This is a genomic window from Micromonospora sp. NPDC023814, from assembly GCF_040639595.1.
Taxonomy (GTDB): Bacteria; Actinomycetota; Actinomycetes; order Mycobacteriales; family Micromonosporaceae; genus Micromonospora.
Genome location: NZ_JBFAAF010000045.1, coordinates 1 through 18,045, shown reverse-complemented (window position 1 = coordinate 18,045; position 18,045 = coordinate 1). Strand labels below are relative to the sequence as shown.

At 70.9% G+C, this 18,045-nt stretch carries 19 protein-coding genes and 1 pseudogene; 7 read left to right on the top strand and 13 right to left on the bottom strand.

The annotated features are described in order from the left end of the window. Positions 1-110 precede the first annotated feature (110 nt). Positions 111-2,468 carry a transglutaminaseTgpA domain-containing protein gene (locus AB0G14_RS22720; RefSeq protein WP_357700494.1) on the top strand — a complete coding sequence of 786 codons (2,358 nt, stop codon included), beginning with the start codon at positions 111-113 and terminating at the stop codon, positions 2,466-2,468. 80 nt (positions 2,469-2,548) lie between these two features. On the opposite strand, the gene AB0G14_RS22715 is transcribed toward AB0G14_RS22720, so the two are convergent. Then, positions 2,549-2,893, bottom strand: a complete 345-nt coding sequence (locus tag AB0G14_RS22715; protein ID WP_357700428.1) for a hypothetical protein — start codon at positions 2,891-2,893, stop codon at positions 2,549-2,551. On the opposite strand from AB0G14_RS22715, the gene AB0G14_RS22710 reads away from it, so the two are divergent. Further along, positions 2,863-3,264, top strand: a complete 402-nt coding sequence (locus tag AB0G14_RS22710; RefSeq protein WP_357700426.1) for a hypothetical protein — start codon at positions 2,863-2,865, stop codon at positions 3,262-3,264. The genes AB0G14_RS22715 and AB0G14_RS22710 overlap by 31 nt on opposite strands. Positions 3,265-3,412: 148 nt before the next feature. Here AB0G14_RS22710 and AB0G14_RS22705 read toward each other — a convergent pair whose 3' ends face one another. The 4 genes from AB0G14_RS22705 to AB0G14_RS22690 form a co-directional block, all read right to left on the bottom strand. Continuing rightward, positions 3,413-4,306: a T6SS immunity protein Tdi1 domain-containing protein gene (locus AB0G14_RS22705; protein ID WP_357700424.1), complete on the bottom strand. Its 894-nt coding sequence runs from the start codon at positions 4,304-4,306 to the stop codon at positions 3,413-3,415. 90 nt (positions 4,307-4,396) lie between these two features. Further along, the gene (locus AB0G14_RS22700; protein WP_357700422.1) at positions 4,397-4,519 is read right to left on the bottom strand and encodes a hypothetical protein; all 123 of its coding nucleotides are present in this window, start codon (positions 4,517-4,519) and stop codon (positions 4,397-4,399) included. A 482-nt stretch (positions 4,520-5,001) separates the two neighbouring features. After that, entirely contained in the window at positions 5,002-5,355 is a 354-nt protein-coding gene (locus AB0G14_RS22695; RefSeq protein ID WP_357700419.1) for a hypothetical protein, read from the bottom strand. Then, positions 5,328-5,873, bottom strand: a complete 546-nt coding sequence (locus tag AB0G14_RS22690; RefSeq protein ID WP_357700416.1) for a hypothetical protein — start codon at positions 5,871-5,873, stop codon at positions 5,328-5,330. Before AB0G14_RS22690 ends, AB0G14_RS22695 begins: the two co-directional genes overlap by 28 nt. Before the next feature lie 334 nt (positions 5,874-6,207). On the opposite strand from AB0G14_RS22690, the gene AB0G14_RS22685 reads away from it, so the two are divergent. Then, a complete protein-coding gene (locus tag AB0G14_RS22685; protein ID WP_357700413.1) occupies positions 6,208-6,354 on the top strand; it encodes a hypothetical protein in 147 nt (48 codons plus the stop codon). A gap of 25 nt (positions 6,355-6,379) precedes the next feature. On the opposite strand, the gene AB0G14_RS22680 is transcribed toward AB0G14_RS22685, so the two are convergent. Both AB0G14_RS22680 and AB0G14_RS22675 read right to left on the bottom strand, forming a co-directional pair. Next, the gene (locus AB0G14_RS22680; RefSeq protein ID WP_357700410.1) at positions 6,380-7,012 is read right to left on the bottom strand and encodes an MBL fold metallo-hydrolase; all 633 of its coding nucleotides are present in this window, start codon (positions 7,010-7,012) and stop codon (positions 6,380-6,382) included. Continuing rightward, positions 7,009-8,094: an S-(hydroxymethyl)mycothiol dehydrogenase gene (locus tag AB0G14_RS22675; RefSeq protein WP_357700492.1), complete on the bottom strand. Its 1,086-nt coding sequence runs from the start codon at positions 8,092-8,094 to the stop codon at positions 7,009-7,011. Before AB0G14_RS22675 ends, AB0G14_RS22680 begins: the two co-directional genes overlap by 4 nt. Positions 8,095-8,211: 117 nt before the next feature. On the opposite strand from AB0G14_RS22675, the gene AB0G14_RS22670 reads away from it, so the two are divergent. Then, positions 8,212-9,447 carry a LuxR C-terminal-related transcriptional regulator gene (locus tag AB0G14_RS22670; protein WP_357700408.1) on the top strand — a complete coding sequence of 412 codons (1,236 nt, stop codon included), beginning with the start codon at positions 8,212-8,214 and terminating at the stop codon, positions 9,445-9,447. A 250-nt stretch (positions 9,448-9,697) separates the two neighbouring features. Here AB0G14_RS22670 and AB0G14_RS22665 read toward each other — a convergent pair whose 3' ends face one another. Next, positions 9,698-10,147: a helix-turn-helix domain-containing protein gene (locus AB0G14_RS22665; RefSeq protein WP_357700405.1), complete on the bottom strand. Its 450-nt coding sequence runs from the start codon at positions 10,145-10,147 to the stop codon at positions 9,698-9,700. 119 nt (positions 10,148-10,266) lie between these two features. Here AB0G14_RS22665 and AB0G14_RS22660 point away from each other — a divergent pair, with 119 nt between their 5' ends. Further along, positions 10,267-11,448: an MFS transporter gene (locus tag AB0G14_RS22660; protein WP_357700403.1), complete on the top strand. Its 1,182-nt coding sequence runs from the start codon at positions 10,267-10,269 to the stop codon at positions 11,446-11,448. A gap of 212 nt (positions 11,449-11,660) precedes the next feature. Then, the gene (locus tag AB0G14_RS22655; protein WP_357700400.1) at positions 11,661-13,232 is read left to right on the top strand and encodes an ISL3 family transposase; all 1,572 of its coding nucleotides are present in this window, start codon (positions 11,661-11,663) and stop codon (positions 13,230-13,232) included. Positions 13,233-13,296: 64 nt separating this feature from the next. Here AB0G14_RS22655 and AB0G14_RS22650 read toward each other — a convergent pair. The 4 genes and pseudogenes from AB0G14_RS22650 to AB0G14_RS22635 all read right to left on the bottom strand — a co-directional run. Continuing rightward, positions 13,297-13,674 (bottom strand): annotated as a pseudogene (locus AB0G14_RS22650) (transposase); the annotation flags it as partial. Between the two features lie 111 nt (positions 13,675-13,785). Then, a complete protein-coding gene (locus tag AB0G14_RS22645) occupies positions 13,786-14,313 on the bottom strand; it encodes a hypothetical protein (protein ID WP_357700398.1) in 528 nt (175 codons plus the stop codon). A 324-nt stretch (positions 14,314-14,637) separates the two neighbouring features. Beyond that, positions 14,638-15,429 carry an SDR family oxidoreductase gene (locus AB0G14_RS22640; RefSeq protein ID WP_357700396.1) on the bottom strand — a complete coding sequence of 264 codons (792 nt, stop codon included), beginning with the start codon at positions 15,427-15,429 and terminating at the stop codon, positions 14,638-14,640. Further along, positions 15,426-16,400 (bottom strand): LLM class F420-dependent oxidoreductase, encoded by a 975-nt coding sequence (locus tag AB0G14_RS22635; RefSeq protein WP_357700490.1) that lies wholly within the window; start codon positions 16,398-16,400, stop codon positions 15,426-15,428. Before AB0G14_RS22635 ends, AB0G14_RS22640 begins: the two co-directional genes overlap by 4 nt. A gap of 148 nt (positions 16,401-16,548) precedes the next feature. On the opposite strand from AB0G14_RS22635, the gene AB0G14_RS22630 reads away from it, so the two are divergent. Next, entirely contained in the window at positions 16,549-17,427 is an 879-nt protein-coding gene (locus AB0G14_RS22630) for a low temperature requirement protein A (protein ID WP_357700393.1), read from the top strand. Positions 17,428-17,525: 98 nt separating this feature from the next. Here AB0G14_RS22630 and tnpA read toward each other — a convergent pair whose 3' ends face one another. Then, positions 17,526-17,933, bottom strand: a complete 408-nt coding sequence (tnpA, locus tag AB0G14_RS22625) for an IS200/IS605 family transposase (protein ID WP_357700488.1) — start codon at positions 17,931-17,933, stop codon at positions 17,526-17,528. Between the last annotated feature and the right edge of the window lie 112 nt (positions 17,934-18,045).

The window sequence follows — 18,045 nt, the reverse complement described above, 5'->3', positions numbered from 1 at the left end:
CGGCCGACAGCGGCGGCCAGACCACGGGCAGCAACGGCCAGGCCGCGGGCAGCGCCGGGCCGGACCGCGACGGCGCCGGCGGCAGCGGGACCGCCGGACCGGGGCGGGCCATGCTGCGGGCGCTGCGAGCCGTGCCGGTGCCGCTGGCGCTGATCGCGATGATCGGCCTGGCCGGCGCGGTGCTCGGCCGGGTCTACGCCGGCCCGCTGCTGACCCGGCTGGTGCTCGGCGCCGCAATCGGTTCGGTGCTGGTCAGCGTGGCGGCCCGTCGGCTGCCGTCGTGGCTGGTCGCGCCGGTCTCGGTGACCGCGATGGCCGGCTGGACGGCCTGGTCGCTGCGGCTGACCGCGACCCGGGCCGAGCTGCCCGGCGGTCTCGCCGAGGTAACCACGGACGCCGCCACGAACGGCATCCCCCGGCTACTCACGGCGATGATCCCGGTCGAGCCGACCCCGGACACGGTGCTGGTGCCGCTGGTCGCCGCCTGGCTGGCCGGGCTCGCCGCGGCGGAGGTGGCGCTGCGGGCCGGCCGGGTACTGCTCGGCTACCTGCCGCCGGTGCTGCTCTACGCCGCCGCGCTCTACGTGGTCGGCCCGAACGCCGACCCGGCGATCGGGCCCACCCTGGCCGTCGTGGCCGTGGCGGTACTCGGCCTGGCCGTACCGTCGGGCAGCCCGGCGACGGCCGACGGCGACCCGACCGCCGGGCTGGCGCCCGCGATCCGCGCCGCCATGCGGACCCGGCTCGCCGCCGCCTCCGCCGCCGGGCTGGCGGTGGTCGTCGGCCTGGCCGCCCTGCTCGGCCCGGCGCTCGCCGGCCAGGTCGACGGCCGGCCGGTGGACCCACGCCGGTACGTCGAGCCGCCGCAGGTGGAGGCACTCGACGAGAGCCCCCTCATCCGCATCTCCGGGTGGGCGCTCAACCCCGGACAGAAGCTGCTCGACGTCCACACCGACTCCCCGGACGCGCCCGCGCCGACCGGGGCACCCGCCCCCGACTCCGGCACCGGGCCGGACACCGGCGGCCGGCCGGCACCGATCCGGCTGGCCGTGCTCAGCGACTACGACGGCGTGACCTGGCGGGTCGGCGCGACGTACCGCAACGCCGGACGGATCCTGCCGGCAACGGCACCGGCGCCGGACAGCACCGTGCAGACGGTACGACAGGAGATCACCGTCGCCGAACTCAGCGGCCGGCTGCTGCCCGCCGCCGCCACGCCGCGCGAGGTCACCGGGGCGCGGGTGGCGTACGACCCGACAACCGGGACGCTGATCCGGCCGGAGGGGCTGACACCGGGCCTGCGCTACACCGTGACCTCGGCCGTGGAGACGCCGGACGGAAACCTGCTCAGCACGGCGGACGTGCCCGCCGGCGACGAGGTGGCCCGGGTGCTGCGGGTCGCCGACGGGGTGCCCGAGCCGCTGCGCCGGCTCGCCACCCAGCTCGCCGAGTCCAACGGCGCCCCGTACGCGCGGGCCACCGCCGTGGAACAGTTCCTCGCCGAGCACTACCGCCTCGTCGCGGACGCGCCGAGCGGGCACGCCTACCCGAACCTGAACTTCTTCCTCTTCGGACCGCGCGACGCCGGCGGCCAGCGCGGCACCTCCGAGCAGTTCGCGGCAGCGTTCGCCGTACTGGGTCGACTGGCCGGGCTGCCGACCCGGGTGGTGGTCGGCTTCCGCTCCACCGGCGACGGCCCCGTCCGGGCCGGCGACGCGTACGCCTGGCCGGAGGTCCTCTTCGACGGGCTCGGCTGGGTGCCGTTCGACCCGCTGCCCCGACCCGACGAGGAACCGCGCCCGGTGGAGGAGGACTTCCGCCCGACACCCGACGAGCCGCCCCCGTCGGAGGTGCCGGAGCCGACCGTCGAGCCGACCGCCCCGCCGGAGCCGGTGGCCGCACCCGGCGGGCCGACCGACACCGGCGGGCCGTCCACGGCGCTGCTCGTCGCCGGCGGTACGGGCGGCACCCTGCTGCTGGTCGTGGCCGCGCTGGTCGTCCTGATGGTGATGCGCCGGGCGCAGACCCGGGCGCGGCTGGAACGGGGCGACCCCGGCCAGCGCATCGCCGGCGCCTGGCGGGAGGTCACCGACGCGCTGCGGCTGGCCGGCCGCCCGGTCGGCGGGGACCTGGCCGCCACCGAGGTCGCCGCCCACGCCCGCCGGGCCGTCACCGACGCCCGCGCCGGGAGTTCCGGGCCCGCGAGCGGTCCGGCCGCCACCGCCGGTCCCGCCCCGGCAGACGACCCGCCGGGCACGACGGGCCCCGGTAACCTCGACGCACGGGTGCAGGAGTTGGCCGGCCTGCTCAACCAGGTGGCCTTCGCCCCGGGCACGGCCACTGCGGAGCAGGCCGCCCGGGCCGTCACGACTGCCAACGACTACGTCACGGCGCTACGCGCCGCCCGCCCCTGGTGGCGCCGCATCCTCTGGTCGATCCGCCCCGGTCCCCTCCGCTGGCCCCGCTGAACCCCTGCCCGGGCCGCCGCCGGCGCGGTCCGGGCGGCCCACCAGGAACGGATCAACGCCGGCCTGGCGGCCATCCGGCGTCACCGCACCGACGATCGCAGGGCGGCGATGGCCGTGTACAGATCACGTCGCAGACGGTCGTCCGACCACACGGTCTCGTCGTACGAGCCGTACGTCACCACCCGCTCGTCACGGTCGGCCAACTCGACCAGCCCCGGCACCGCGTCGACCGCGCCCATCTCCACCAGCAGGGCCACCGCGCCCTTGTCGCCGTACGGGTCGGCGACGGCCGTGCCGAGCCGCCAGAGCGCACGGGCGGCATCGACGCGACCGTACTCGTTGCCGAGCGCCTCCCCCTCCCCGCGAACCAGGCCACTGGACGTAGCCCTGGTTGATGCTGATCCTGGCGCTGCCCGGCGCCGCATGGTCCCTGTACGCGGGCCTCATCGCCTCCGCGGCATTCTTCGGTGAGCAGCCCTCTCCGACCGACCGCGCCACCACCACCGCCGCTGTCCTGTCCGGAGCATCGCTGTGGCTGGTAACGGCTCTGCTCACCGCAGTCGTGTTCCGCCGCGCGGTGGTGCCGGTGCTGTGCGGCCTTGCGGCGGCCAGCTTCGCCGTCGCGGCGATATCGGTGCAGCCGCGTGCTCCGCTGAGCGCGGCGGACAGTGCGGGCTGGCTGTCGGCCTGGACTCCACCGACAAGTTGGGCGGTCGTCCTCTGGGGCGTTACCGCGCTGGTGCTGTCGGCGTACGGCCAGGCGTCCAGGGCGCGTGGCCGCCGCGCGGTTCGCTGACGACCGGGCGGCGCCCCTCCGTGGGCAGCGGGGTGCCTTCTGCCCAGCCACCATCGCACCACCTGCTCAGAACACTGTCACCGCACCCTGCCGCGGCCGCTGCGGTCACCTATAAATAACCGCCGAGTCTGGTGGACGCCGGCTATCGCTATTGGCGGCGTTGTGCCGCCGCCGCGGTCAGGTCCGCAGCCGGGGTGCGTTTGCCGGTGCGCCATGCTGCGATCATCTGGTCCCGCTCCAACGCCGACGTACCGAACAGCAACGCCCCGTCGCGACTGATGATCAGCTGAGCACCGCCGAAGCCCATCTGCCAGACGTACACCGCCTGTTCACCAGGCAGGCGTTCGATGCCAAACTCCAGGCCCGGCTGTAGCGCGTCGAGCTGCTGCTCGCCGAGCACCGCCCACTCCTTCTCCTCATCGGTCAGCGCTCCGGTGCCCGCGGCCACCCGGCCCCTCGGTAGCGGCTCGTCCTGAGGCGGGTCGACCTCGTCGAGGTCCAACGGCGCGCCGCCGGTCTGTACCAGGAACAACAGATGCTCCTTCAGTTTGCGCCGCACCACATTGTCCGCAACCTCCGACCCGCCGAGCGCCAGCGGCAGCTTGAACCCGAAGCACTCGTCGATCGCCGGTTCACCCAACGTCGCTACCGCGTCGTCATAGCACTGACGTTGAAGCCTCGTCTGCTGCGCGTGGCGATCCTCCAGGTGATCGAAGATCAAGTCTGACACGAAGCCGGAGTGTTCGACGTAGAAGCCGTATCGGTACAGGACGAGCACGTAGGTGTCGTCGTACTGCACCACGAGGTCGCCCCAGGCGGTCGTGAAGAGCGGGATCGCACCGGGATGCGACGGGAGGATCATCTCCATCACCGGCAGCAGCAGCGCCGGATCGATGAGGCGCACGAAACCGTCCTGAGTGACCAGGGCGCCCTCATTCTTCCAGGCCTCCTCGACGCCGGGGGAAACGATCTCACCGAAACGCTCGACGACCTCGGCCGAGATGCTCCCCACCACCCGGTGGCCGTGCTGAAAGTGGCTCATAGCGCCTCTCTGACCGTGACGTTCGGTTGATCACCTCGCACGATGATGACGCACGAGGCGGCGCCGCGAACACCCACCCGGTGTCACGACCTAGCGTGGCCCGCAGACCAGGCGCACCTCGTGCGGGACTTCCTTCAGAAACTCGAGCACGTTCTGCTCGTCGACGTACGCCTGACCGTCCTGGACCCGGTTGAACTCCTTGGCGACGTACATACCACGTGGAAGTCGGGATGGGCGATCCACGCGCCCGTCGCCGCCGCGTCGAGATACACCGTGTCGCCGGCCCGGACGCACTGGCCCGCGTCGCTCAGTCGGCGGAGCAGGTCCGCCGAGGGTGGTCCGGGGAACTCGACGAGGACCAGGCCCTCGGCCCGTCGCGCCAGCCGGTGCGCGATCCGGGCCAGGGCGGGTCGAGCGGCGAGGTCGCTGACAAAGACGTGGAGCACGATGTCACAGCGCACCGTCATCCCGGTGGCCCGCTCGACGAGCCGTAGCTCCTCCGGGTCGGTTTCGAGGTCCGGAACCTGGACGTCGTAGCCGTAGGGCAGGCCGTCGGCGGAATACCACAGGCTCGGATCGGTCTCGTGCCGCCTCAGCCCCTCGGCGGCCCACTAGCCGGCCCATGGGGCCTCGGCGGCCACTGTCCCCCCGCGCCGATCCGACATGGTGGGGCGCCCGGGCCCGACGTCGTCGGGTCAGTAGCCTTCGAATTCACTCACGGCGTCGGGGTGGGCGAAGAAGGCGCCGGGATAGCGGGGCGGATACCGCAGGGCGACGTCGCGGTCATCGGGCGGAAAGGCGCGATTGATGCCGAGTGCCACCTCGTGGCCGCCGTGGAGGAGTAGTTGTTTCGCTCCCGGAATGTACTCGTTCTCGACCTGGTACCGCAGCTCGGTGAACTTGGCCCGCACCGCGTTGCCGAGCGCCACCAGATCCAAGGCCTCGGGACCGCCGTCGACCCCTGCCTGAAGCGCTCTGGTGAGGGTGCTCGTGAATGGGTCGATCTCGCTCCCGAACAGCATCACCCGGCCAGCGCCCAGCAGCGACAACTGTGCGCCGTGCCGGTGACCGGCCGGCGGGTCCGGCCGGGTGAAGTGCCGCGCGGCGATCTGCGCGGAACCGCAGTCCAGCAGGACGACGAGTCGGGTGGCCGCACTGTCCCGCAGCAGGTCGGCGACCCTCCTGAGCACGGACCGCCGGCCGCCCGGATCCTCGGTCTGCTGCTCCGCGCCCTCGGGGTCTCCCAGTGTTCCGGGCCGGTCGCGGCGTAGGAGAACAGCAACGTGTCCGACGCCGCCGCGGCGGCCCGGCGCACGGCGTCGATCACCGCGTCGGGGGACTCCCCGCGCACGAGCTGTTCGGTGTGCGCTTCGAGGAAGGGCGTACCGATGTTCGGGGAGACAAGGGTGCGGGCCAACGCCCTGGTCGCCTCCACCGCCGACTCGTAGCCGTGGCCGAAGCCATGGTCGGCGTCGGGGTCGGGGGTGTCCCGGCCGACGAGGACGGCTCGGGAACCGGCGAGGACGGGCAGGAGCGGATGTCGTCGCGGGGTCGCGTCGGCTGTCATCACTCCATTCTGGAGATCGAGAGCCGGCCAGTCGATGCCCCCGGCCGTGTCGGCGTCGGGGAGCGCGGGCCGGCACCTCGCGCCGCAGGTCGCTCCCTGCGGGCCGGCTTGCGGCGCGTCAACCGCCGTGCCCGTACGGGCTCGGCCAACCCGCCCACCCCGCTCTCGGCAGCACCATCACCGCCGGCGAGAGTGAGCCCCTACCGCTTCGTCCAAACGGACGACACTCGGCCTGTCACCAACCTCCGGCAGTTTTAGAGGCCGGCATCGCCGGCTCAGAATCCCGCACCGAATCCCGTCACCGATCTCGCCTCCAGGTGACTGGTGTTGAGCGATGGCCGCCACTGACGTGAAGGCCATCGCTTTCCATCTGTTTCAGGCAGTTATTTTGTGTGGCGACCGGGGCACCGGGGTAGCCGCCACCGAGCTGGGCGTGCTGGCCGGCGCGGACCGGGTCGAGGGCTTCCTGGTGACCCTCTAGCCTTGGTGGGGTTGACGTACCCGAGTCAATGACCGCGGGCGATCCACTCGTCCAAGTGCGGGGCTTCGGCGGCAATCGTGGTGCCGTCACCGTGACCGGTGTGGACCCGGGTGTCGCCAGGCATGGTGAGCAGCCTTTCCCGGATCGAGGAGATGATCGTCGGGAAGTCCGAGAACGAGCGGCCGGTGGCGCCGGGGCCGCCGGAGAACAGGGTGTCGCCGGTGAACAGGACACCTGCTTCGGGCAGGTGCAGGCAGATCGACCCGGGCGAGTGCCCAGGGGTGTGGATCACCCGCAGTTCCGTGCCCGCCACGGCGATCCGCTGCTCGTCGATCGCCGGCCAGAACTTCTCGTCCGGGTGGCTCTGCCGCCACAGCTCCTCGTCGCCGGGGTGCAGCAGGACCGGCGCGTAGCACTCCTTGGCGAGACGCGGCGCGGCGGTGACATGGTCGTTGTGCCCGTGTGTGCACACGACGGCGACGACGGCACGGGAGCCCACGGCCTCGGTGATCGACTCGGCGTCGTGAGCGGCATCGACGATGACGACCTCGTCGTCGTCGCCGACGAGCCAGACGTTGTTGTCCACCTCCCACGTGCCGCCGTCAAGCTGGAACACCCCGGAGGTGACCACACGGTCGATCCGCAGCGTGCCACTCATAGCACCACGACCGAGCGCAGCACCTCGCCGGTGTGCATGGTGTGAAACGCCTTCTCGACGTCGTCGATCGCGATGCGTTCGGTGACGAACTTGTCCAGCGGCAGCCTGCCTTGCAGGTACAGGTCGATCAGCATGGGGAAGTCCCGCTCAGGCAGACAGTCGCCGTACCAGGAAGACCTCAGCGCGCCGCCGCGGGAGAAGATGTCGAGCAGCGGCATCTCCAGGCGCATGTCCGGGGTGGGCACGCCGACGAGCACGACGGTGCCCGCAAGGTCGCGGGCGTAGAACGCCTGCTTCCAGGTCTCCGGCCGTCCGACCGCGTCGATCACGACGTCGGCACCGAACCCGCCGGTCAGCTCCGCGATCGCGGCGACGGCGTCGGTGGCTGAGGCGTCGACGGTGTGGGTGGCTCCGAGGTCTCGGGCCCACTCGAGCTTGCGTGCGTCGCGGTCCACGGCGATGATCGTCGAGGCGCCGGCCAGACGAGCGCCGGCGACGGCGGCGTCACCCACTCCCCCACAGCCGATGACGGCCACGGAGTCCCCGCGTCCCACCGCACCGGTGTTGATCGCCGCGCCGATGCCGGCCATGACCCCGCAGCCGAGCAGGCCCGCGACGGCCGGGTCGACGGACGGGTCAACTTTCGTGCATTGACCGGCGTGCACGAGCGTCTTGTCCGCAAATGCGCCGATGCCCAAGGCGGGGGTGAGCTGCGTGCCGTCGGTCAGGGTCATCTTCTGGGTCGCGTTGAACGTGCTGAAGCAGTACTGCGGGCGGCCCCGCTTGCAGGCCCGGCACTGACCGCAGACCGCTCGCCAGTTCAGGATGACGAAGTCACCGGGTCGCACCGACTCGACGCCTTCGCCGACGCTCTCGACGGTGCCCGCGGCCTCGTGGCCCAGCAAGAACGGGAACTCGTCGTTGATCCCGCCATCGCGGTAGGTCAGATCCGTGTGACACACCCCGCAGGCGGCCACCGCGACCACGACCTCACCGGGACCGGGGTCGGGGATGACAATGTCCGTCAGCTCGACCGGCGCACCCTTGGAACGGGCGATGACACCGCGCACCTGCTGTGGCATGGAGATGGTTCCTCTTTCGATCGGCGGTAGATGCGACAGCGACATTAGCTGCGCTTTCCCTGTACGCGACCTGGCCGGCGGACGAGAGAAACCTGGTCTTTCGGCTAGGGTGTTCGAGTGGGAACGGAACTTGCCGGGCTGCGTGAGGTGATCGAGGGGCCGCTGCACGAGATCGCCGGACGGTTCTCCCGGTTCCTGGCCGACCGCTGGCCGCATACCGCACTGATCATCTTCACCCGCGAGTGCACCGGCCGCCCTCGCAAGGTGGCCGGGGCGATCGAAACGATCAACAAGGTCACTCTCGCGGAGCTGGAGGACCTCAAGACGCGCATCGAACCCGGTCGGCCGCTCTGCACCACGGCGACGATAGCCGGGGAGGCCCGCGCGGTGTGGGTGGTGCGGGATCCGGTGGATACGCTGCTCGTCCTCGTCGCTCGCAGCGCGGCCAGGCGCTTTCCTCAGCCTGAGGTCCTGGCGGAGGTTTTCGGTATCGTCGCGACGTCGATCCGGCAGCAGGTTGCCCAGGCCAGTCCGGACTACCTCGCTGAATCGCGCGCGGCGTCGACCGAGCGGGCACGCACGATCGCGGAGATGGCCGCGGCCCACGAGACCGCGCTCGTCACCATTCTCACGACGCTGCGTTCCACCGGCCTCGACGATCGCCGCGCCCGTCTCGCCGCCACCGACTCGGCGTCCGCCGCACTCGTGGCGTTGCGCACCGCTCAGGAGTCCGACCTGGCCTCGTCCGAGGAACCAGCGCCGGCCGTGTTCGCCAAGCTGCGCAAGGAGATCCGCCAGGTGCTGCGCCACCACGACGCGCAGTTGGATTTCGTGCCACCGCCCAAGGACGTACGCCCAGTGCCCGGCGAGATCGCCCGCGCGGCGCACGCCATGACCCGTACGGTCGTGCTGGCCTTCACCGCCCAGCCGGGACTCGCACGGTTGCGTGTCGCCTGGGACTGCGACGGCACGTCGCTGCGGGTCGATGTGCGCGACCAGGGCGCCGGCCGCCTTGACACCCACGCCCTGCGCCGCGAGCTCGACGGCCGTGCCCGTACGCTAGGCGCCACCGTCGAGCTCGACGCCGTGCCCGACTGGGGCAGCCGCGCCACCATCAGCCTTCCACTCGCTCCAGCTCCCGATCGTTCCGACGGAAGCAAGCTGAGCAGCCTGAACCGGCGGGAACTCGAGGTACTTCGCCTTGTCACCCAAGGAAAGCGCAACAAGGCCATCGGCATCGAACTCGGCATCACCGAAAGCACCGTGAAGTTCCACGTCGCCGGTCTGCTGAAGAAGTTGGAAGTCAGCTCCCGCGGCGAGGCGACGGCGCTGGCGCTCGACGCGGGCATCTAGTGATCACCAAGTCATTCTCAGCAAGTTGATCGTCGCTGTCGGTGATGGCCGCGCCTCTCGGTCGCGGTTGGGCGGGATCGCGTTGGGATCGTGAAGGCTTTGAGGACCTGCTTTCGGCCGCAAGGCGTTGGTCCTTGAGTAGGTCCGGAGCGACGCATTGCAGTTTCCGGTGGGCGAGTCGGCCGCAGGCTCGAGGCTGGTAGAGGGGCATCGATTGCAGGGCCCGATGGGACGGGTTCTTGCGCGGCTCTCAGCCGGTTTTTCGAACGTGCGACGCCTCGGCGGAAAGCGGCGCGCCGTCCTGGTCGAGCGGGTGGAGTTCGCCAAGCTCTCGCCCTTGGCCGTCAACGAGATTGGAGTGCGGCTCGCCTGGGGCGAAGGCGTGGCGCTCACCCCATTGGCGGAGGGCGACGACGGCCGTGAAGAGGTCCTGCCCGGCTTCGGTGAGCCGGTACGTGTGTCGTCTGCCGTCGGTGGCGCTCTTGTCAAGGATGCCGTGCTCGACGAGTTTGCGGAGCCGGTCGGTGAGGATGTTGCGGGCGATCCCCAGCCGCTGATGGAACTCAGTAAAGGTCGTCGCCCCGTCTATCGCGTCGCGGATGATCAGCAGGCTCCACCGGTCGCCTATCAGGTCGACGGTCCGTGCGACCGGGCAGGTCGGGTCGGTCCAAGCCGTTCCCGCAGCGAGTTTGACGTCCACTGGCCCCCTCCGTGATGAGTTGCATTCTGAAACCAGTATGCCCTAGCCTCAAATGAGTTGCATTATGCAACTTACTGGAGGGTGACATGTCGTCAGGATTGACCGGGAGGCAGCGGGCCGTGCTCGCGCTGGTGTGCGCGGTGGCGGTGTCGACCATCTACGGCATCCAGCCGGTCCTCGGGGCCGCGGGCGAGGATCTCGGCCTGGGGGAAGGAGTCCTGGGGTGGCTGGTCGCCGCCGGCCAGATCGGCTATCTCGCGGGGCTGCTGATGTTGGTCCCGCTGGGTGACCTGTTCGATCGCCGCAGACTCATCACGGTGCTCTTGCTGCTCACAGCAGTAGGTGCGGGGGTGACCGCCGCCGCACCCAGCGGTGGCATCGCGATCGCGGGCCTGGCTCTGGCCGGACTGTTCGCCGTGGTTGTCCAGATCACGGTGGCCTACGTCGCTGTCGTCTCACCGACCGGCGAGCGCGGCCGCAACATCGCAGCGGTCACCTCGGGCGTGGTCATCGGGATCCTCGGGGTGCGGGTGGTCGCGGGCACGCTGGGCGAGCTGACTGACTGGCGCATGGTCTACCTCGTACTCGCCGGGCTGTGCGCGATGCTGGCCCTCGCCACCCGGCTCACCCTTGAGGTCGACATCCGCCGCCCCCGAGCCCGGTACGGGCAGTTGCTGTCATCGCTGGGTCGTCTGGTCGTCGGCGACCGACTCTTCCTCAGTCGCGGACTGGTCGCGTTCTTCCTGTTCGCCTCCTTCGGCACGCTGTGGAGCGGACTGGCGCTCCCACTCGGTGACGCGCCGTGGCACTTCGGCACTACCGAGATCGGATTGTTCGGACTCGCCGGTCTCACCGGGGCGCTGGGCGCGGCCCGGGCCGGCCGATGGGCCGACCAGGGCCTGGCGCCCTCGGTCACCGGCTGGTCGCTGGCCCTGCTCACAGCCTCGTGGCTGCTGATCGCTCAAGCGGGGTCATCGCTGTGGCTGTTGATCGTCGGTGTCATCGTCCTGGATTTCGCAGTGCAAGCCGTTCACGTCAGCAGCCAGCACCTGCTCACCACCGCCCGTCCCGACCAGAGCAGCAGCGTTATCGGCGCCTACATGGCCTTCTACTCCCTCGGCTCCGCGCTCGGTGCCATCACCACCACCTGGGCCTACAGCGCCACGGGATGGTCGGCCGTCAGCCTGCTCGGCGCGGCCTACGCCGCACTCGGACTTCTCGTCGCCACGTCGACCCGACGTTTCGCCGCCCTACCGATAGCGCAACAACCAAGTGCGTCCGTATCGGCTACGTCCCGCTGACCCTCGATGACGCGAGCGCATAGCGCTGAGCACCCTTGGCCGGCCTTGCAGTCGTTTCCCGTGCCCGTTTAGGGCGTGTCTCGTGGATCTTTGGCGGTGGGTCGGTAGATAAGGGCTCGCGCGGGATGGGCGGTTGTCGGCTCCGCCTGAAAACTGGCTCTGGCACACATTCTGTGAGTCGTGCTCGCTGAAGGTTCGGGTTGGGTGCCGGAGTGGAGATCATTTCGGCGTTGCTGCCTCATCTGGTTGGTCTGCGGTTGGACGCGGTGGTGGTCCGCGGCGTCGGGGTCAGGATCGACGCGGCGACACAGACGGTGCGGGCGCCGTGCGGCGCTTGCGGCACCTGGTCAACCACGGTGCATGGTCGCTATGTGCGGCGGTTGGCTGATGTCAGGTTGGGTGGCCATGAGGTGCTGGTCGCGTTGACGGTCCGCCGATTCGCCTGCTGGAACGTCGGGTGCCGGCGGCGGACGTTCGTCGAGCAGGTTCCTGGGCTGACCCGTAGGCATGCCCGCCACACGGTCCTGGCGGCGGGTGACCTGGAAGCGGTCGCGGTGGCCTTGGGCGGTCGATCGGGCAGCAGGTTGGCGCATCGGTTGGCGGTGTCGGTGTCCCGGATGACGTTGATCCGGATGATCCGGCGGATGCCTGACCCGCCGCCGGTGACGCCGACAGTGCTGGGCGTGGACGACTTCGCCCGACGGCGGGGGCACCGATACGCCACCGTGCTGCTCGACATGCACACCCGCCGGCCGATCGACGTCCTGCCCGACCGCACCGCCGACACCCTCGCCGCATGGCTGCGCGACCATCCTGGCGTCCAGATCATCTGCCGGGACCGCGGTGGCAGCTATGCCGACGGCGCCCGCAAGGGAGCACCTGACGCGATTCAAGTCGCCGACCGGTGGCACCTGCTCAAGAACCTCAGCGATGCCGTCGAAAAAGTCGTCCGTGGGCACCGCCGATGCCTACGGGAACACACCGAACCGACGCCCGCCCTGGCTGGGCCGATCATGGACGAGCCGGTCAGGACGGGCCGCCGGGCGGCGAACACCCGCCAACGCCACGCGGCCGTGCACGCCCTGCGGGCCGAAGGACTGTCGATCAGCGCGACCGCCCGCCGCCTCGACATGAACGTCAGAACCGCCCGCAAATACGCTCACGCCGCGACCGCCGAGGCGTTGATCGGCCCGAACGCCAGCAGCCGGCCCAGCGTCCTCGCACCGTTTCACACCCACCTGCGTCAGCGACTGACCGACGGCATCCACCAGACAGCGGACCTGCACGCCGAGATCTTGGCCCGCGGCTACCAAGGCAGCCTGCGCGTGCTGCGGGACTGGCTCGCCACGAACCGCACCCGACCCACCCCTGCGACCGCAGTCCGGGTGCCGTCGGCCCGGCGGATCACCGCCTGGATCATGCGACCCGGCCACAAACTCACCGACGACGACCGCACCGACCTCGCCGACGCCCGCAGCCGCTGCCCCGACCTCGACACCGTTGCCGATCTCGCCCGCGGGTTCGCCGCCCTGGTCCGCCACCAGGGCACCGGACAGCACCTCGACGCCTGGATCGACCGCGCCCGCAACGCCGGATACTCCGAAATTCGCGGCTTCGCCGCCGGTCTGGTCAGCGACCGCGATGCCGTCGTCGCCGGCCTCGCTCAGCCCTGGAGCTCAGGCCCGGTCGAGGGCCACGTCAACCGCATCAAGACGATCAAGCGACAGATGTATGGCCGCGCGAACCTCGACCTCTTACGCAAACGCGTCCTGACCAACCCGTGAGCCGCCACCAAGATCAATCACAGAATGTGTGCCAGAGCCAGGATTCAGGCGGCGTTGACAGCGGTTATGGGCGACTGGTGGGACGGCTGTCCCACCAGTAGAGGGTCCACGCACGGCGTATGAGGCTGCGGACGGTGATGACCGTGTCGGCGAGGTCGAAGAGAGCGTTGGAGCCGGTTGAACGCGTTGTGCCAGGCGTTGGTGCGCTCGACGTGCCACCGTCGGCTGGCTTGGAGGGTGCCTTGTCGCCCTTGTGGGCGATCTTGCCGGTCAGGCCGCGTTCGGCCAGCAGCGTGCGGGTGCCCGCGGAGTCGTATCCGGCGTCGAGGTGCACGGTGATGGTCTCGGGCAGTGGGCCCAGGTCGTCGAGCCGGTCGAGGGTGGGTGCCAGCAGTGGTGAGTCGTGGCGGTTCGCGCCGGCCAGGACCCGGCCGATAGACAGCAGCGGCTCCGGCCGCGCCCACTGGTGATCCGTCAGGTCTCCGCGCCCCACGACGCTTGATCATCTACAGTCTTGATCCACTTTGGCCACCGTGCCAGACGGGGCGACGTATCAGCCAACCTCGACGACCGGCGTCGGGCTCGGGAAATCCGGCGGCAGACCGTCTGGGGGACCCGTTCCGCGCACCTTCGCGGCCAGATAGGAGGTCAAACTCCCGTCGTACTCACACCAGTCATCGTTATGGCCGGCGACCAGCACGGTCCACGACTCTGCTTCCGCGCCTGCTGTGCGCCAGTAGAAGACGTCACCTTCGGCGGAATCGCCCCAGGGGAGAAGCCCGCCAGGCTCAGGGTATGGGGCATGACCGTGTGACATCCCGGCGTCACGCAACTCCGACAGGTTACGCAGGCCCTCCTGTAGGCCACGGACGAAGTACTGCTCCTCTCCGGCCGACGGGATGTGCAGACCCAGGAAGTCGTCCACCGTGAACGGCGGGTAGGCCTCCGCGAGGGCAACGAAGTCCGAGGGCAGCACGACACCCGTCTCGCGCCGGATGAACTCCCAGTCGATGAGTCGACGCCCGGCCGACCGGATGCCCAGCAATGCTGGGAGGGCTTCCTCCAGCTCGCGCAGACTCACCAGTTCACCTGACTCCCCGGCGGGGTGTGACGGACACACGGATCCAGCTAATCCCCTGGTCGTTAGCCTAACGAAGCGCTACGGGCAGAAGCTCCTCTTCGGACCGCACCTCGTCTCCCCGGAGACGGACCCCGTCCGGGTCGGTGACGGGTTGATGCCGCAACGGCAGTTGTGGATGCCTGTAATGCGCGACGCCCGCCGCCACCGTGCCGGAGGCCGATGCGTGGGTGGCGGAGTCGGATCGGTTGCCGCGTTGGCGCCGCCGACGCCGACACCAAGCCCGCACCAGCCTCTACCGCCGACGCGGCTACCCACCATGACTCACTACGCCCGGAGGCGGCGGACGAGTTTGCGCAGGCCGGCCTGCCAGCCGTCCGGGTCCTCCGCACGGCGGAGGGCGTACGCGGCGACCTCCGGGTGCGGCAGGATGAGGAAGCGCTCCTCGGCGAGGCCGGCGATCACCGAGTCGGCGACCTGGTCCGGGCTGAGCACCGCGCCGGAGGCGGCGATGACCCGGGCCCCGAGGTGCCCGGCGGCCAGCCCCTCGGCCAGCATCGGCGTGTCCACGCCCTGCGGGCACAGCGCGCTGACCCGCAGGCCCTGGTCCCGGTAGGTGACGGAGAGCCACTCGGCGAAGCCGACGGCGGCGTGCTTCGTCGTCGTGTACGCCGCGTCGCCGACCGCGGTCAGCACGCCCGCCGCCGAGCAGGTGTGCAGCAGGTAGCCGCCGCCCCGGGTCAGCATCGCCGGGAGCACCGCCCGGGCCGCGTAGACGTGGGAGAGCACGTTCACCCGCCACGCGTGGTCCCAGCCGGCGTCGTCGACCTCCACTCCCCCGCTCGTGGTCACGCCCGCGTTCGCGCAGAACAGGTCGATCCGCCCATACCGCCGCTCGGTGTCGGCGACCAGCGCGCGGACCTGCTCCTCGTCGGTGACGTCCAGGGCGGCGGCGTGGGCGACCGGGCCGACGCCGTCGGCGACCGCGCGGGCCGCGTCGGCGTCGAGGTCGGCCACCACCACGGCGGCGGCGCCCTCGGTGGCGAACCGTCGCGCCAGGGCGGAGCCGATGCCGCCGGCCCCGCCGGTGATCACTACCACCCGGTCGGTGAGGTTCATCGCGGCTCACCCCGACCCAGCCGCGTGATCAGCTCAGCCAGCGCCGCCGTGCCACCGGCGGCCACCTCGGGGGTGGGCAGCAGGGCCAGCACCGGCACGTCGATCCCGGCGTCGGCGTAGCGGCGGACCTGCTCGCGGCAGTGTTCCGGCGAGCCGTGCAGCACCAGGGCGTCGACCACCTCGTCGGGCACGGCCGCGCCGGCGCCGCGCCGGTCCCCGGCGGCCCAGGCCCGCCACATCGGCCCGAGCGCCTCCTCCCGGCCCAGCCAGCGGTGGAACTCGGCGTACGCGGGAACGGTCAGGTAGCTGGTGATCAGCCGGCGGCCCAGGGCGCGGGCGTGCGCGGCATCCTCGGTGGGGCAGACGAAGATCCGGGCGACCACCTCGAATCCCGGGTGCCGCTCGCCCACCTCGGCGAGCGCCCGTGGCACGTCACCGGCGGCGAGCCAGTTCAGGATGACGCCGTCGGCCTCCGCGCCGGCCAGTCTCAGCATTCCCGGGCGCAGCGCGGCGAGCAGCAGCGGCGGCGGCACGGCCGGCGGCCGTTCCAGGCGGAACCGGCGCACGGCGAAGGTGTCGTACGCCTCGTCGACGGTCGCGCCGGACAGCGCCGCGCGCAGGAAGCGCAGCACGTCCCGGGTGCGCCGGAACGGCTCGTCGAACGGCACGGCGTTCCAGTTCCGCACGATGACCGGCGAGGACGCGCCGATGCCGAGCGCGAACCGGCCGGGCGCGGCCTCGGCGAGCGCGGCGGCGCTCATCGCCAGCAGGCCGGGCCCCCGGGTGAAGACCGGCGTGATCGCGGTGCCCAGGCGCAGCCGCGGCTGCCAGGCGGCGGCGAGCGCCAGCGGGGTGAACGCGTCCGCCCCGGCGACCTCGGAGGACCACACGTCGGTGTAACCGGCCCGGTCGAGGGCCGCGTAGACCGCGGCGTGGTCGGCGAGCGGGATGCCGTCCAGCGGCACCGTCATGCCCCATCGGGTCGTCATCGGTCGATCGTGCCCGCCGGCGGCCGGCCGGATCAAGATCCCGCCCCGGTTTCCCGGTAGCCGGGCGGGCGGGCGGTCGGCGGTGTTACGACTGCGGGATGGGCGCGCATGACGGCGGGGCGAGCTGACCGTGGCCACCCACGAGGCGGGACGCCGGCTGCCCCCGGCCGGCGACCGTCCGACGTTCCTCGAACTCTTCTTCGACCTGGTGTACGTCTTCGCGCTCACCCGCATCTCGGTCCGCTCGTTCGAGGACCTGGCGCTGGAGACCGGGGGCGCCCGGGGCTGGGGCGCGGTCACCGGCGGCGCCAAGACGCTGCTGCTCCTCCTCGCGCTCTGGGCGGTGTGGCAGGGCACCTCGTGGACGACCAGCCGGTACGACCCGCACCACGCCTGGTTGCAGGCTGTCGTCATCACCGCCCTGGTGGCCAGCATGGTGATGGGGGTGGCGATCACCCGGGCGTTCACCGTGACCGGGCTGATGTTCGCCGTGGCGTACGTGGCCGCGCAGCTCTCCCGCCCGCTGATCCTGCTGCTCGCCCTGAGCTCGCACCCGTACCGACGGCTGAACCTGCGGATGTTGCTCGTCTACAGCGCGACCGGCACGCTCTGGATCATCGGCGCGTTCGTGCCGACCAATCCGCGGGTGCTGCTGTGGACCACCGCGCTCGCCGCCGAGTACCTGGCCGCCCGGTTCGGCTGGCCGGTGCCGGGGCTGGGCCGCTCGACCGTCTCCCGGTGGGACATCGCTGGTGAGCACCTCGCCGAGCGGTACCAGCAGTTCTTCCTCGTCGCGCTCGGCGAGACGATCCTGGTCGCCGGCCTCGCCTACAGCGAGGGCCCGTACGGCGGCGGGCACACGATCGCCTTCGCCCTGGCACTGGCCACCTCGATCGTGCTGTGGCGGATCTACGTGCAACGGGCCGGGCAGATCCTCGCCGAGGCCGTCACCCGGCCAGCATCGGCCGGTCCGCGGCCGACACCCACCTGGTCATGGTGGTCGGGCTGACCGCCACCGCGATCGGCTACCAAGATGCGGGCCAGTGCTCCGCCCTTTTGGGCGGGGGTGGAGGCCCGCGTGGGAGGGTCGGCTAGGCACGAGCGTTTCTAGCCCGGCCTGTTCTGCTGCTCGATGTATTGGCGAAGGGCTGTCTGGGGTGCGCCGCCGATGGAGCCCGCGAAGCACGAGGCTGACCAGAGCTTGTTGGCTCGGTAGTAGTGGCGGGCAAGGTCGGGGAACTCTTGACGCATCCGGCGGGAGGATACGCCCTTGAGGCTGTTGACCAGCCGGGTGAGGGCGATCTTGGGCGGGACGTTGACCAGCAGGTGCACATGTTCGGCCTCACCGTTGAACTCGACCGGCTCGCATTCGAAGTCGGCGCAGACACCCCGCGTGATCTCTTCCATGCGGGTCAGGTGTCGGTCGGTGAATACCTTGTGTCGGAGTTTGGTTACGAAGACCAAGTGGGTGTGCAGGGCGAAAGCGCTGTGTCTGCCAGTGCGAACGCTGCCGATATCGTCGTAGGTCAACGCTAGTACGGCAGCCGCCATTGGCCGTCTGACCTGGTGGGATGCGGTGGGGGTGTGCAACGTGGACGCAGCCGCCTGTCGATCATGTGTTTGTGAG

Bases quoted from the DNA above. Each gene is read 5' to 3' on its own strand.
- AB0G14_RS22720 (WP_357700494.1), top strand. From the start codon at position 111: ATGCTGCGGGCGCTGCGAGCCGTGCCGGTGCCGCTGGCGCTGATCGCG.
- AB0G14_RS22710 (WP_357700426.1), top strand. From the start codon at position 2,863: ATGCTGATCCTGGCGCTGCCCGGCGCCGCATGGTCCCTGTACGCGGGC.
- AB0G14_RS22715 (WP_357700428.1), bottom strand. From the start codon at position 2,893: ATGCGGCGCCGGGCAGCGCCAGGATCAGCATCAACCAGGGCTACGTCC.
- AB0G14_RS22705 (WP_357700424.1), bottom strand. From the start codon at position 4,306: ATGAGCCACTTTCAGCACGGCCACCGGGTGGTGGGGAGCATCTCGGCC.
- AB0G14_RS22700 (WP_357700422.1), bottom strand. From the start codon at position 4,519: ATGTACGTCGCCAAGGAGTTCAACCGGGTCCAGGACGGTCAGGCGTAC.
- AB0G14_RS22690 (WP_357700416.1), bottom strand. From the start codon at position 5,873: ATGACAGCCGACGCGACCCCGCGACGACATCCGCTCCTGCCCGTCCTC.
- AB0G14_RS22685 (WP_357700413.1), top strand. From the start codon at position 6,208: ATGGCCGCCACTGACGTGAAGGCCATCGCTTTCCATCTGTTTCAGGCA.
- AB0G14_RS22680 (WP_357700410.1), bottom strand. From the start codon at position 7,012: ATGAGTGGCACGCTGCGGATCGACCGTGTGGTCACCTCCGGGGTGTTC.
- AB0G14_RS22675 (WP_357700492.1), bottom strand. From the start codon at position 8,094: ATGCCACAGCAGGTGCGCGGTGTCATCGCCCGTTCCAAGGGTGCGCCG.
- AB0G14_RS22640 (WP_357700396.1), bottom strand. From the start codon at position 15,429: ATGAACCTCACCGACCGGGTGGTAGTGATCACCGGCGGGGCCGGCGGC.
- AB0G14_RS22635 (WP_357700490.1), bottom strand. From the start codon at position 16,400: ATGACGGTGCCGCTGGACGGCATCCCGCTCGCCGACCACGCCGCGGTC.